We start from the raw sequence: 13,181 nt of genomic DNA, 5'->3' as shown, positions 1-13,181 counted from the left end.
CATCCTGAGCCAGGATCAAACTCTCCAATAAAGTTAGTTTGTCTAGCATCTAAAAATAAAAATTGACGTTTCACGTTGTTTGTTTCGTTCAGTTTTCAAAGAACTACTTGGCCGCTTATTTGCGACTTCCTTATGTTAACATCTTCGTTTTTCGATGTCAACTAAGTTTTTCAATTTCTTTTTTGTCGTTTTCTGCGTTTCCGCATCAGCGACGGTTATTAATATATCATGGTGAAAAATGAAATGCAACACCTTTTATAAACTTTTTTTAAAACTGCCCACATTTCTTTTTTAATATCATATACTTAAACGAAATATCTCTTTCATGTATGAGTAATTCCTACATATATTTTATATAAAGTTACTCTATCAAAAATCGTTTCTTTCTATAATAAACGTTTTATTCATATACCATATCATACAAGGAGGAATACATATGGACTATACCGATTTATTAATCAAACTAGGTCTCTCGGCTATTTTAGGATTTGCCATTGGTTTAGAACGCGAATTAAAACGGAAACCACTTGGTTTAAAAACGTGTTTAGTTATTTCTATTATTAGTTGCCTCCTAACGATTGTTTCTATTAAAGCAGCTTATAACTTACCACATACCGATCATATGAATATGGATCCACTTCGACTTGCCGCTCAAATTGTATCAGGAATTGGTTTTTTAGGTGCTGGTGTAATTTTAAGAAGAGGCAACGATAGCATTGCAGGGCTCACAACTGCCGCTATGATCTGGGGTGCTTCTGGTATTGGTATTGCCGTTGGAGCTGGTTTCTATATCGAGGCGATTTTCGGAATGTGTTTCCTTATGATTAGTGTCGAACTTATACCACTCGCGATGAAATATGTAGGCCCTAGGTCATTTCGTCAACGTGATATCGCTGTGAAACTTGTTGTACGAAATATGGACAATATCCCAATCGTAATTGAAGAAATAAAGGAAATGGATATAAAAGTTAAGAATATGAAGCTTAAAACATTAGAAAACGGTTCTCACTATTTACATCTTAAACTGTCCATTGATCAAAAAAGACCTACTGCTGATGTTTACTATGCTCTTCAACATCTTGAAAGTGTCCAACAAACTGAAGTGGAAAGTATGTAGCATAAAACAAACTCTCTTTAATTAGAGAGTTTTTCTTTTTTCTATAATGGTAACAATGAATGTAGTCCTGCAAAACAAGGAGGAATTTACTATTGAAATCCCGTCCGAATTTAGTAGATACATTTCGTGATTCCATTATTTTTCGTTTAATTTGTTTTATTATTGTATTCACTGCTTTTTCTGGTTTTCTTATACATAGATTAGAACCCTCTCATTTCACTACATGGTTTGACGGAATTTGGTGGTCAATCGTTACCATTTTTACAGTTGGATATGGCGACTTTGCTCCCCATACAACGATAGGAAAACTAATAGGTATAAGTATTATTTTATTAGGAACTGGCTTTTGTTCTTATTATATGGTTCTATTCGCTACTGAGATGATCAGTAAACAATATATGAAAATTAAAGGTGAAGAAGCCGCTACCTCTAACGGTCATATGATTATCGTTGGCTGGAATGAGCGTGCAAAACATGTTGTAAAGCAAATGCATGTATTACAACCAAACCTTGATATCGTTTTAATTGATGAAACACTTTCTTTACTCCCAAAACCATTTCATCATTTAGAATTTATAAAAGGTTGTCCGCACCACGATCAAACTTTATTAAAAGCAAATATTAAAACGGCACACACCATATTAATAACAGCGGATAAAGAAAAGAACGAAAGCTTAGCAGATACACAGTCCATTTTAAATATTTTAACTGCAAAAGGACTCAATCCAAGCATTCACTGCATCGCCGAACTACTTACTACTGAACAAATTCAAAATGCAACGAGAGCTGGCGCGTCAGAAATTATAGAAGGAAATAAATTAACGAGTTATGTATTTACCGCTTCTCTTTTATTCCCTTCTATTTCAGGTGTACTATTCTCACTTTACGATGAAATCTCTGATAATAAATTACAACTGATGGAGCTTTCTCCATCCTGCACCGGACAAACCTTTGCAAATTGTAGCTATACCCTTTTAAAACAAAACATTCTCTTACTAGGTATAAAGCGTGACGATCAATATATGATTAACCCAGTCCATACCTTCATTCTTATCGAAAGCGACATACTAATTGTTATTCACCATTAAGAAAATGTTTTTCTAGTTCCCGCATGAGCACTTTTCCAATATTGATATATTTTCTTTTCACATCTGCATCTGGATCTTTCGGTTCAGCAAATTGATCCATCCCACTCGTTCCCGCAGTTAAAGTATTCACATTATCATCTAGTTCGTCTTGATATACGTGCGAAAGAATATACGGCGTTTCAAGACGGACTACTACACCAGGAACATCTAGTTCACCATCTACTGCTGTAAACGGCACTCGTAAAAATTGATACCCATCTTCTTCATCGATTTTGTAATCGAAGCATCCTTTATCATAATCCCAATTACCACCAATACTATATCCAAGTGGTTTCATAACCTCTTCTAATTTATATAACGCATATGTACGTCCTTCTAAATTTGATTGAATCGGAATCAAGCCCATCCCTCCAAGACTTTTCCTTTAGCATACCCACTCTAGTTTGAATATACTGATAGACTTTTCGATAAAATAATAAAAAGCGACCGGATTCCGGTCGCTTTTTATTATTTTAAACGCTCTTCTAATTCTGCTTTTAATTCTTCAAATCCTGGTTTACCAAGTAAAGCAAACATGTTTTTCTTGTATGCTTCTACGCCAGGTTGATCAAATGGATTTACGCCTAATAAGTAGCCGCTCATCGCACATGCTTTTTCGAAGAAGTATACAAGGTAACCGAATGTATACTCATTTAATTCAGGAATATTTACGATTAAGTTTGGTACTCCGCCATCGCTATGTGCAAGTAATGTACCTTCGTATGCTTTTGTGTTTACGAAGTCTACAGTTTCACCAGCAAGGTAGTTTAATCCGTCTAAATCGTTGTCTTCTAATTCGATTGTTAGTTCATGTGTAGATTTACCTACTTTAAGAACTGTTTCAAATAAGTCACGACGACCTTCTTGAACGTATTGACCTAATGAGTGTAAATCAGTTGAGAAGTTTGCTGAAGATGGGAAAATACCTTTTTGATCTTTTCCTTCACTTTCACCAAATAACTGTTTCCACCACTCAGCGAAGTATTGAAGTGCTGGCTCATAGTTAACAAGCATTTCAATTGTTTTTCCTTTATTGTATAAAGCGTTACGAACTACTGCGTATTGGTAAGCTGGGTTTTCTTCTAGTTCTGATGTTCCGAAGTCATCATGACCAGCAGCTGCACCTTTCATCATCTCTTCAATATTCAAGCCACTTACTGCGATTGGTAATAAACCAACTGGCGTTAATACAGAGAAACGTCCTCCAACATCATCTGGAATAACGAATGTTTCGTAACCTTCGTTATCAGCTAATGTTTTTAATGCACCACGCGCTTTATCTGTAGTTGCATAAATACGTTTGCGAGCTTCTTCTTTTCCATACTTCTCTTCTAATAACTTACGGAAAATACGGAATGCTAGTGCTGGCTCTGTTGTTGTACCTGATTTGGAAATAACGTTAATAGAGAAGTCTTTACCTTCTAATACGTCCATTAAATCTTTCATGTAAGTGGAGCTAATGTTTTGTCCAACAAATAGCACTTGTGGAGTTTTACGTTGTTCTTTAGATAGCGTGTTGTAGAAAGAATGGCTTAACATTTCGATTGCTGCGCGTGCTCCTAGGTAAGAACCACCAATACCTACAACAAGTAAAATGTCAGAGTCATTTTTAATTTTTTCTGCGCATTTTTGAATGCGAGCGAATTCTTCTTTGTCATATTGAAGCGGAAGGTCTACCCACCCAAGGAAATCGTTCCCAGCTCCAGTTTTTTCGTGGATTGCGTGATGTGTTACTTTCACTGCATCACGTAAATAAGTGATTTCATGTTCACCGATGAAGGATAACGCTTTAGAATAGTCGAACGTTACATGTGTACTCATCTTTTTCCCTCCAATTATGGATATGTATTTCTGTATTCACTTTAGCGAAACTGAAGTTGTAAATCAAGCGATTCAAACATTGTAAACGTAACCAATATATAATTTTTAGAAAAAGTTCATTTTTTGCATAAAAATTCGCATTTTTCGGTATAGATGTATATACATCCTTTTTCGAACATTTTTTATGTATAAAAACAACATAACTACCCCATTCTATAAAAGAGTTAATTAACTCATCGCTTGCTCATGCTTCACAATTAAGGGGGGCTTTTTCATGAGTACTCTGCAACGTATCGCATTAGTCTTTACTGTAATTGGCGCTGTGAACTGGGGACTAATCGGATTTTTCCAGTTTGACTTAGTAGCAGCCATTTTCGGCGGACAAAATTCAGCTCTTGCACGTATTATTTACGGCATCGTTGGTATATCTGGGCTTATCAACCTTGGTTTACTGTTTAAACCATCTGAAAATCTTGGTACGCACCCAGAAACAAACGAAATTCGATAATCAGTATGTCCTTTCACCTCCGACATACGAATATGATTGCATGCAATCATATTTGCAAATATATATCATAAGATAAAGTAAAAGAGGAACGCTCATATGCGTTCCTCTTTTACTTTGTTAACTCGGACTCTTCAATCCATTCTGCCAACTTTTCTCGCAGCGTATTAAATCCGTTTTCAGATGGGTTCGGTATAAGAATCCTTCCTTGTTTTCTTTTCGCCGCTTTTAACGATAAACTCATTTTTCTGTGCTCTTCATCAATTGAAAGTACCTTTACTTCTACTGTATCGCCGACTTTTAAAAAGTCATGAATATCCTTTACATATCCATTTGTAATTTCAGATATATGCACAAGTCCTTGTGTTTCTGCATCTAACGCTACAAATGCACCGTAATCTTGAATTCCAGTCACTTTCCCTGTTACAACCACTCCTGTTGTATATTGTTCTGACATATGAAACACTCCCATACGTTTACCATTCTCTCTACAATTATAGAGAGCAAAGCAGATATATTTATTTTAAATATCCGATTGGTTAGTACGCATTCTAGATAATGATATCTAGAATGCGTATACCTTATATTAGTAAATTATACCACTATGACAGAACTCATTCAAAATTCATGAAAAATTTCCCTTAAAGAAGTATAATTCTCCAATATTGGGATAGACTACTAACACATGGCTTTCTAGTATTCCCCCCCTTTTATGGACAAAACGTATTACGTTTTGTCCTTTTTTTATTTTCTACAAACCGTTCCATTCTCTTCATTGCTTCCATAAGTTGTTCAAGCGACGTCGCATATGAACAACGAATAAATCCTTCACCACTTTCGCCAAATACGCTACCAGGAACAACGGCCACTTTTTCTTCCAGCAATAACTGTTCTGCAAATTCCGCTGAAGATAATCCGGTTGAGGATATAGAAGGAAACACATAAAATGCTCCGCCCGGCACATGACACGTTAAGCCCATTTCATTGAAAGATGTCGTTATGAAGTTACGACGCTTCTTATAGCTATCTCTCATTCGAATTACTTCATCGTTCCCTGCGCGTAACGCCTCAAGTGCTGCAAACTGAGACATCGTCGGTGCACACATCATTGAATACTGATGGATTTTGAGCATTAATTCTGAAAATTGAACAGGAGCTGCAATCATACCGAGGCGCCATCCTGTCATCGCAAATCCCTTTGAAAATCCTGAAATTAAAATCGTATGCTCACGCATATTTTTAATACTCGCAAAACTTGTATATACTTCGTCGTATACAAGTTCTGCATAAATTTCATCAGATAATACGATTAAATTGTACTTCTCAACAATCACTGCTATTTCTTCAAGCTCGGATTTATTTAGCATTGCACCTGTCGGGTTATTTGGTGAACAAAGCAAAATTGCCTTTGTTTTCGCTGTAATAGCTGCTTCAATTTGTTCTGGTTGTACTTTAAACTCGTTTTCTAACGTAGTCGCCACAGGAACCGGAACTCCTCCAGCTAATGTCACAAGTGGTGCATAAGAAACGAAGCTCGGTTCAATAATGAGCACTTCATCATCAGGATTTATAATGGCGCGCATCGCTACATCTAACGCCTGGCTCGCTCCAACTGTAACAATGATTTCATCACTTGGATCATAAGATACTGCAAATTGTTTTTTTAGATACTTTGCTATTTCTTGACGGAGCTCCAATAATCCTGCATTTGCTGTATATGACGTATACCCTTGTTCCAAAGAACGAATACATGCTTGCCTTACATTCCAAGGTGTAACAAAATCTGGCTCTCCTACCCCGAGGGAGATAACACCTTTCATATTTGCTGCTAAATCGAAAAATTTTCGAATACCAGATGGTTTTAAAGATTCTGCTGATCTAGATAGTTCAAATTGCTTCATGGTGTCACCACAATTCGCTTATCATCATCGTCTTTTTCATAAATAACGCCCTCATGTTTATACTTCTTCAAAATGAAATGAGTAGTTGTAGAAACGACAGATTCAATTGTTGCTAATTTCTCAGAAACAAACATCGCTACTTCCCCCATCGTTTTCCCTTCTAATGTAATAGAAAGATCATATGTCCCTGACATTAAATAAACGGATTTCACTTCTGAATAACGATAAATTTGTTCAGCAACCGCATCAAACCCAACGCCGTGCTTTGGTGTAACTTTCACATCGATCATCGCCGTTAAACCTGTATGTTCTTTCACCTTCGTCCAATCAATATGTGTTACATAATCCACAATAATCTTTTCATTTTCTAACCTCGCAACCATCTTCTTTACTTCTTCTACCTCTATATTTAACAGCTTCGCTAATGTATCTACAGATAATCGACTACTCTTTTCAAGACAAGCTAATAATTCTAATTCTTTTTCTGTCACCATATAAATCATCCTTCCTTTTCGTTTGTGTCTAAATTATACAAATACCCTTTCCAGTTTGAAAAGAAGATTTTTCTATTGAATTATGTCAAAATAAAGTGAAACTTTAATCAGCGAAATGCTTCACCCCGCTGATTATTAGTTGAACCAATCGGGCTTTTACGGACAGTTGCTCTCCCACCTAACCTCTTTGCTTGAGCTGCTTTTTGAGGTGGGAGACTTACTGTCCGTTAATGCGGGGTAAAGTGAAACTTTAATCAGCGGAAAAATGCGTGATAAAGCGAAAGGGGATGGAACCGTGAAACCAAAAGTTTATATTGCTGAACCAGTTCCAACATTTGTAGAAAACTATTTATCAGAACACTGTGATTATGAAAAATGGGATCAAAATGAGAAAGTACCTCGTGATGTTCTATTAGAGAAAATACAAGATAAAGATGGGTTATTAAATTTCGGATCTGCTATTAATGAAGAATTACTGACAGTGGCTCCTAACTTAAAAGTAGTGAGCAACATTTCTGTCGGTTACGATAATTTTGATTTACAAGCGATGAAAAACCGAAATGTTATCGGAACGAATACACCATATGTATTAGATGATACAGTAGCTGATCTCGTTTTCGCCCTTATGTTATCAGCTGGGCGCCGCGTTTGCGAACTTGATTCTTACGTGAAAAATGGTGAATGGAACGCTGAAATCGGAAAAGAACACTTCGGACTAGATGTACACCATAGCACAATTGGTATTATCGGTATGGGCCGAATTGGAGAAGCCGTTGCAAAACGAGCAAAATTCGGATTTGATATGAATGTTCTTTACTATAACCGCCGTCGTAAAGAAGAAGCTGAACAAAAATTCGATGCTACATATTGTGATTTACAGACGCTACTGAAGCAGTCTGACTTTATTGTTCTTCTTACTCCATTAACAGATGAAACATATCACCTTATCGGAGAAAAGGAATTTTCATTAATGAAAGAAACAGCAATCTTCATTAATGCTTCTCGCGGCAAAACAGTAGATGAAGAAGCGTTAATCCATGCTTTAACAGAAAAGAAAATCTTTGCAGCAGGTATCGATACATTTACACAAGAGCCAATTCAAAAAGATAATCCACTCTTATCATTACAAAATGTTGTGACTTTACCACACATCGGATCTGCAACATTAAAAACTAGGCAGCAAATGGCTATGACCGCCGCTGAAAATTTAGTTGCAGGATTACAAGGGAAAACACCGCCTAATATTGTTCGCAGGTAATACTGAATAAACGAAAGGCAAGATGACATCGTCATCTTGCCTTTTTTTTGTTAACATATTTTCTTCTTCCTTGGAGATGATATGAACAAAAATCAATGGAGTGACAAAAAATGAATCACGAATATACTTGTCCTTATTTCACTTTTTCCACTCGCGGCACTACTATTCATTACGAATTGTATGAACACGATAACAAAACAGAACGTCCTACTTTCGTACTCGTTCACGGCTTTTTATCTTCCTCATTCAGTTACCGTCGTCTCATTCCCTTACTATCGAAAGCAGGAACAGTGATTGCTCTTGATTTACCACCGTTCGGAAAAAGTGATAAGTCTCATCTCTTTAAGTATTCTTATCACAATTTAGCAACGATTATTATTGATTTAATTGAACATTTATCTCTCTCAAACATTGTATTAGTTGGGCACTCTATGGGTGGGCAAATTTCCCTCTATGTAAACCGTATACGTCCTGAACTCATTTCAAAAACGATTTTACTATGCAGCTCTAGCTATTTAGCACGCGCAACCTTACCTTTACTATACTCTTCTTATTTACCGTTCTTTCATTTATACGTAAAGAACTGGATTATTAGACGCGGCATTGTTCATAACTTAATGAATGTCGTTCATGATCACTCATTAATTGACGATGAAATGAAAAAAGGTTACTCCGCTCCTTTTTATGACGACCGTATATTTCCCGCTTTAACTCGCATGATACGAGACCGTGAAGGTGACTTATCTTCAACTGAATTACAAAAAATTGAAACACCTACACTACTCATTTGGGGTGAAAAAGACCGCGTCGTCCCTGTACATGTAGGTCATCGTCTACACAAAGATTTACCGAATTCAAAATTTATTTCTTACGAAAATACAGGACATTTACTACCTGAAGAAAAGCCTGAACATGTTTATGAAGAAATTATCGCTTTTTCCGCGCAATAAAGTGAAACTTTAATCAGCCCCCACCTAACTTCTTTGATTCCGCTGAATTTTGAGGTGGGGGGTCTTACTGCCCAGCAAATAGCGGGATAATATAAAAAAGGCTGTCGGAAATTCCGACAGCCTATAATGAACAGCTTCCGCCTTCTTTTATTACAAGTAATTCCACAGCTAATTTCTCACATTTTTCAAGCGCAGGTACTTCCTCAAAAGACATAAAGTATATATGTTGAATCTTCTTTGCGATGTATTTTGAATCGTCAAACACACTTATGACGTTCACAACATCGCTCGCTTCTGTTTCATAAAACTCCGGTCCCATTTGAAACGGATCCCAATTCTTCACAACCTCTATCATCTTTTCATATGTACCCATTCGCTTCCCGCCTTTTCACTTTTAATACTTTTCTTTATCCTATCACATCAGCTATTCTATAAGAAGAGAGAGAACTTTCATAACTTAACGGTTTTACAGAATAAGGGGGCAAACGTATGCAACTATTTCATAAAACAGTAAATCGGCGTGGAACACATAGCACAAAATGGGATACTTATAAAAACGAAGAACTTCTCCACGCTTGGATTGCTGATATGGATTTTGAAGTACCAACACAAATTCAAACTGCTTTAAAGAAACGTATTGAGCATCCTATTTTCGGCTATACACTTTCTCCCGAAAATATTGGAGATATTATTTGTAACTGGACAAAAAAACAATATAACTGGGACATTCAAAAAGAATGGATCGTTTTTAGTGCGGGGATCGTTCCAGCTCTTAGTACGAGCATACAGGCTTTCACAAAAGAAAACGAATCCGTTCTCGTACAACCACCTATTTATCCTCCATTTTTCGAAATGGTCACAACAAACAACAGGCAGTTATGCGTGAGTCCATTACAGAAACAAAATGATACATATGTGATAGACTTCGAGCATTTAGAAAAGCAGTTTCAGCAAGGCGTCAAACTCATGCTTCTTTGTAGCCCTCATAATCCAATCGGACGCGTTTGGACGAAAGAGGAACTTGCGCAGCTCGGATCGTTATGTACTAAATATGACGTTATCGTTGTCGCGGATGAAATTCATTCCGATATCATTTATGCAGACCATACACATACGCCGTTCGCTTCCTTATCTGAAGAATTAGCAGAGCGCACTATCACTTGTATGGCTCCAAGTAAAACATTTAATATCGCTGGATTACAAGCGTCGATTATTATCATTCCAAACGAAAAACTCCGTCACGCCTTTACAGCTATCCAATATAGACAAGGCTTCCACGGGTTAAATATCTTCGCCTACACAGCGATGCAAAGTGCCTATACAGAATGTAATGGTTGGCTAAAAGAAATTCGATTATATATAGAAGATAATGCTCAATTTGCTTGTGAATATATTAAAACTCACATACCTGCTCTTTCCGTAACGAAGCCAGAAGGTAGCTTTTTATTATGGATTGATTGTTCTCGTCTAAAGCTTTCTCAAAACGAGCGTACCGCACTACTTGAGGAAAAAGGAAAAATCATCGTTGAACCTGGTGAGAAATACGGGTTAGGTGGCGAAGAACATATTCGAATTAACATCGGCTGTCCACGATCTGTTTTAGAAGAAATTTTGAACAGACTGCGTCATACGTTTTCATAATAATAGAGGAGTCTGTCATATTTTGTCGGTAAGTCGATATATTTCAATAATCGCTGATATATTTCAAGTTACGGTCGATATATTCTAATAATCGCCGATATAATTTGAGTTACATTCGATATATTCCAATAATCGCTGATATATTTTCACTTATACTACACAAAAAAAGCTACCAGCACGGTAGCTTTTACTTTTTCTTCATATCCGCTGCTTTTTTTACAATTACGCCACAAGCAATTCGATCGCCTGATTTACCTGTCGGTTGTGTCATACCATCATCAGGGTTTTCTGTAATAATAATAGACGCTCCATCTTTTCTATGAATCGTCGTTTTTCCTTCTTCAAGTGTGATGTGAGGTGCATCGATTTCCGCTTTAATCTTTCCAGAACCATCTGCAACTACGTTCGGTAAATCACCGTTTTCTGCACCCTTCGGATTAAGAAGACCATGTTTTTTATCATCAGGATTAAAATGATTCCCGGATGATTCAAAACGAGGTGCCTTACACTCTCCGATTTCATGTACATGTAGTCCGTGTGGTCCTGGCGTGAAACCTTCTCCTTTAATCGTAATTTTCACGCCACTTGTTTGCTGCACTACTTTCGCAGTCCCTACTTCATCTCCTGAAGCATTATGTAATTTCACTTCAATTTCTTTCGGCTTTCCTTGGTCACAACCTGCCATCAGAAATAATAAACAACAACTGAAAAAAAGCCGTTTCTTCATTCCATTCCCTCCAAAATATATTCTGCCCTTAGATTGTCCGAGCATAGAGGGAAACATACAAAAATGAGTTACTGTTTCTTTTCCGCTAAAAGTTTTTCTTCAACTTTCTGTAATCGCTCCGCTTCGCGTTTTGATACACGAATGAACATACGCCACGTAGCAACGGCACCAATGATAAATAGCACGCAAACAATCCCTGGAATAATATATTCTGTTTTATCTTCCGGAAAATATAAAGGCATCATATAGAACACTCCTTATTATAGGATTTATAAAACATCAGAATTTTCTGTTATATCACTTTAAATTATAGTGGAACCTATCCATATTCTCAAGGGGGCGTTCCGAAAGCGAATGATTTCTTTGACTCCTTCTCCTACTTTCCTTACTATAAACTTGAGGTGAAAAATATGAGAGAAACATTTGAAATTGGTGAAATCGTTACTGGTATTTATAAAACAGGAAAATACATCGGCGAAATTACAAATAGCCGCCCTGGCAGTTATGTCGTAAAAGTATTAGCTGTTTTAAAACATCCGGTGCAAGGTGACTTACATAACGTAAAACAAGCTGACGTACCATTTTTCCATGAAAGACGTGCTTTAGCTTTTCATGAGCAAACGAACATTCCAGAGCAAATGGTAAAGAAATATGAAGGAGAAATTCCGGATTATACCGAGTCACTAAAATTAGCATTAGAAACCCAAATGAATTCATTTTCTGAAGATGATTCACCTTTTGCAGAGCGTAGTCTAGAAACATTAGAACAGTTAAAGAAAGACTACAAACTGTAAAAAACAAAACGACCAAATTACATAATGTGCAATTTGGTCGTTACTGTGTGCTCACTTTCTTTAACACTTTTGAAAAATCAACGAGTTCTCCTAATGTTGGAGGTGCTGGTTTTACTAAATACTCTTTATCTTTTTCTACTAGTTTAAAAATATTGTACGTCGTCATCGCATCATCAAGCGCACAATGATGCTTCCCTGTCCCTACTTTTCCGTACGCCTCAATTGCTTTCCATAATCCTGTTTGATTTCTTTCTCCAAAAAACTTTTTATACTCAAGCGATAAATCACGACACTGTCCGAAGAATGGAAAAGCTATCCCTGCCATTTCACAATTATGCTTCAGCACTTTCATATCCATATTTCCCCACGTTACAATTGTCGGTTTACATTTCGTTTCGTATTCTGCAAGCTTCTTAACGAGTTCAGGAAATGAAATCCCTTTATCCACGACTTCTTGTTTTATTCCTAAAAACTTCTTACATCGATCCGTTAAAGAGGGAAATGTTTTCGGCCTGACATGTGATGAATACGTATCTTCCACCTTACAGCCAGCAACTGAAACGAGTCCTACCTCAATAATTTCCGGAAAAAATCCTTTCGGTTTCTTTCTATGCTGGGGCATCGTAAACTCAAAGTCTAAAAATAAAAATCGTTGTTCATCCATACGATCCCTTCCTTATCATTTTTGTCATTCCTTTCTATTTGACACTCCTACACGAACAAGCTCGAATGCTAATTCCATTTTAAATATTCAGATTGGATGTATCTTATATATATGTCAAATGCCCACAAATATTTTAAAAAATAAGAAAAAATGACCTATGCAGAAAATATGACAAAATCCCT

16 protein-coding genes are annotated in these 13,181 nt (G+C 36.7%); 7 read left to right on the top strand and 9 right to left on the bottom strand.

From position 1 onward, the window contains the following. Nucleotides 1-436: 436 nt before the first annotated feature. Both MR170_RS21255 and MR170_RS21250 read left to right on the top strand, forming a co-directional pair. Nucleotides 437-1,117, top strand: a complete 681-nt coding sequence (locus MR170_RS21255) for an MgtC/SapB family protein (protein WP_000386677.1) — start codon at nt 437-439, stop codon at nt 1,115-1,117. 92 nt (nt 1,118-1,209) lie between these two features. Continuing rightward, entirely contained in the window at nt 1,210-2,205 is a 996-nt protein-coding gene (locus tag MR170_RS21250; RefSeq protein ID WP_242309154.1) for a potassium channel family protein, read from the top strand. On the opposite strand, the gene MR170_RS21245 is transcribed toward MR170_RS21250, so the two are convergent. Together MR170_RS21245 and MR170_RS21240 are read right to left on the bottom strand one after the other, a co-directional pair. After that, the gene (locus tag MR170_RS21245) at nt 2,192-2,605 is read right to left on the bottom strand and encodes a YugN-like family protein (protein WP_016079894.1); all 414 of its coding nucleotides are present in this window, start codon (nt 2,603-2,605) and stop codon (nt 2,192-2,194) included. The genes MR170_RS21250 and MR170_RS21245 overlap by 14 nt on opposite strands. Before the next feature lie 107 nt (nt 2,606-2,712). After that, nucleotides 2,713-4,065 carry a glucose-6-phosphate isomerase gene (locus tag MR170_RS21240; protein WP_000103664.1) on the bottom strand — a complete coding sequence of 451 codons (1,353 nt, stop codon included), beginning with the start codon at nt 4,063-4,065 and terminating at the stop codon, nt 2,713-2,715. Nucleotides 4,066-4,339: 274 nt separating this feature from the next. On the opposite strand from MR170_RS21240, the gene MR170_RS21235 reads away from it, so the two are divergent. Further along, the gene (locus tag MR170_RS21235; RefSeq protein ID WP_000105788.1) at nt 4,340-4,573 is read left to right on the top strand and encodes a DUF378 domain-containing protein; all 234 of its coding nucleotides are present in this window, start codon (nt 4,340-4,342) and stop codon (nt 4,571-4,573) included. A 109-nt stretch (nt 4,574-4,682) separates the two neighbouring features. Here MR170_RS21235 and yugI read toward each other — a convergent pair whose 3' ends face one another. From yugI to MR170_RS21220, 3 genes are all read right to left on the bottom strand, one after another. Continuing rightward, nucleotides 4,683-5,027 (bottom strand): S1 domain-containing post-transcriptional regulator GSP13, encoded by a 345-nt coding sequence (gene yugI / locus MR170_RS21230; protein ID WP_000003764.1) that lies wholly within the window; start codon nt 5,025-5,027, stop codon nt 4,683-4,685. Nucleotides 5,028-5,280: 253 nt separating this feature from the next. Next, nucleotides 5,281-6,471, bottom strand: a complete 1,191-nt coding sequence (locus MR170_RS21225; protein ID WP_050844638.1) for an aminotransferase — start codon at nt 6,469-6,471, stop codon at nt 5,281-5,283. Beyond that, a complete protein-coding gene (locus MR170_RS21220) occupies nt 6,468-6,965 on the bottom strand; it encodes an Lrp/AsnC family transcriptional regulator (protein WP_000255696.1) in 498 nt (165 codons plus the stop codon). The genes MR170_RS21225 and MR170_RS21220 overlap by 4 nt, the downstream gene beginning before the upstream one ends. A 265-nt stretch (nt 6,966-7,230) precedes the next feature. Here MR170_RS21220 and MR170_RS21215 point away from each other — a divergent pair, with 265 nt between their 5' ends. Beyond that, a complete protein-coding gene (locus tag MR170_RS21215) occupies nt 7,231-8,223 on the top strand; it encodes a 2-hydroxyacid dehydrogenase (protein WP_016079891.1) in 993 nt (330 codons plus the stop codon). A gap of 110 nt (nt 8,224-8,333) precedes the next feature. Further along, a complete protein-coding gene (locus MR170_RS21210) occupies nt 8,334-9,173 on the top strand; it encodes an alpha/beta fold hydrolase (protein WP_001015204.1) in 840 nt (279 codons plus the stop codon). Between the two features lie 121 nt (nt 9,174-9,294). On the opposite strand, the gene MR170_RS21205 is transcribed toward MR170_RS21210, so the two are convergent. Continuing rightward, nucleotides 9,295-9,546: a YugE family protein gene (locus tag MR170_RS21205; RefSeq protein ID WP_016079890.1), complete on the bottom strand. Its 252-nt coding sequence runs from the start codon at nt 9,544-9,546 to the stop codon at nt 9,295-9,297. A gap of 116 nt (nt 9,547-9,662) precedes the next feature. Between MR170_RS21205 and MR170_RS21200 the strand changes: the two genes are divergently transcribed. After that, nucleotides 9,663-10,814, top strand: coding sequence for a MalY/PatB family protein (locus tag MR170_RS21200; protein ID WP_242309152.1), 1,152 nt, complete (start codon nt 9,663-9,665; stop codon nt 10,812-10,814). A 187-nt stretch (nt 10,815-11,001) separates the two neighbouring features. On the opposite strand, the gene sodC is transcribed toward MR170_RS21200, so the two are convergent. Continuing rightward, on the bottom strand, nt 11,002-11,541 hold the full coding sequence (gene sodC, locus MR170_RS21195) for a superoxide dismutase [Cu-Zn] (RefSeq protein WP_023523265.1): 540 nt from the start codon (nt 11,539-11,541) through the stop codon (nt 11,002-11,004). A gap of 68 nt (nt 11,542-11,609) precedes the next feature. Beyond that, nucleotides 11,610-11,786 carry a hypothetical protein gene (locus MR170_RS21190; RefSeq protein ID WP_000982763.1) on the bottom strand — a complete coding sequence of 59 codons (177 nt, stop codon included), beginning with the start codon at nt 11,784-11,786 and terminating at the stop codon, nt 11,610-11,612. Nucleotides 11,787-11,951: 165 nt separating this feature from the next. Here MR170_RS21190 and kapB point away from each other — a divergent pair, with 165 nt between their 5' ends. After that, nucleotides 11,952-12,335: a kinase-associated lipoprotein KapB gene (kapB, locus tag MR170_RS21185; protein WP_242309150.1), complete on the top strand. Its 384-nt coding sequence runs from the start codon at nt 11,952-11,954 to the stop codon at nt 12,333-12,335. 40 nt (nt 12,336-12,375) lie between these two features. On the opposite strand, the gene kapD is transcribed toward kapB, so the two are convergent. Beyond that, entirely contained in the window at nt 12,376-12,999 is a 624-nt protein-coding gene (kapD, locus tag MR170_RS21180; RefSeq protein WP_000344356.1) for a 3'-5' exonuclease KapD, read from the bottom strand. Between the last annotated feature and the right edge of the window lie 182 nt (nt 13,000-13,181).

The organism is Bacillus cereus group sp. BfR-BA-01524 (assembly GCF_022662595.1).
Taxonomy (GTDB): Bacteria; Bacillota; Bacilli; order Bacillales; family Bacillaceae_G; genus Bacillus_A; species Bacillus_A thuringiensis_S.
This window is presented reverse-complemented; position numbering and strand designations above follow the sequence as displayed.

Coding starts and splice junctions, on each gene's coding strand:
- MR170_RS21255 (WP_000386677.1), top strand. CDS start 437: ATGGACTATACCGATTTATTAATCAAACTAGGTCTCTCGGCTATTTTA.
- MR170_RS21240 (WP_000103664.1), bottom strand. CDS start 4,065: ATGAGTACACATGTAACGTTCGACTATTCTAAAGCGTTATCCTTCATC.
- MR170_RS21235 (WP_000105788.1), top strand. CDS start 4,340: ATGAGTACTCTGCAACGTATCGCATTAGTCTTTACTGTAATTGGCGCT.
- yugI (WP_000003764.1), bottom strand. CDS start 5,027: ATGTCAGAACAATATACAACAGGAGTGGTTGTAACAGGGAAAGTGACT.
- MR170_RS21225 (WP_050844638.1), bottom strand. CDS start 6,471: ATGAAGCAATTTGAACTATCTAGATCAGCAGAATCTTTAAAACCATCT.
- MR170_RS21220 (WP_000255696.1), bottom strand. CDS start 6,965: ATGGTGACAGAAAAAGAATTAGAATTATTAGCTTGTCTTGAAAAGAGT.
- MR170_RS21215 (WP_016079891.1), top strand. CDS start 7,231: ATGCGTGATAAAGCGAAAGGGGATGGAACCGTGAAACCAAAAGTTTAT.
- MR170_RS21210 (WP_001015204.1), top strand. CDS start 8,334: ATGAATCACGAATATACTTGTCCTTATTTCACTTTTTCCACTCGCGGC.
- MR170_RS21205 (WP_016079890.1), bottom strand. CDS start 9,546: ATGGGTACATATGAAAAGATGATAGAGGTTGTGAAGAATTGGGATCCG.
- MR170_RS21200 (WP_242309152.1), top strand. CDS start 9,663: ATGCAACTATTTCATAAAACAGTAAATCGGCGTGGAACACATAGCACA.
- sodC (WP_023523265.1), bottom strand. CDS start 11,541: ATGAAGAAACGGCTTTTTTTCAGTTGTTGTTTATTATTTCTGATGGCA.
- MR170_RS21190 (WP_000982763.1), bottom strand. CDS start 11,786: ATGATGCCTTTATATTTTCCGGAAGATAAAACAGAATATATTATTCCA.
- kapB (WP_242309150.1), top strand. CDS start 11,952: ATGAGAGAAACATTTGAAATTGGTGAAATCGTTACTGGTATTTATAAA.
- kapD (WP_000344356.1), bottom strand. CDS start 12,999: ATGGATGAACAACGATTTTTATTTTTAGACTTTGAGTTTACGATGCCC.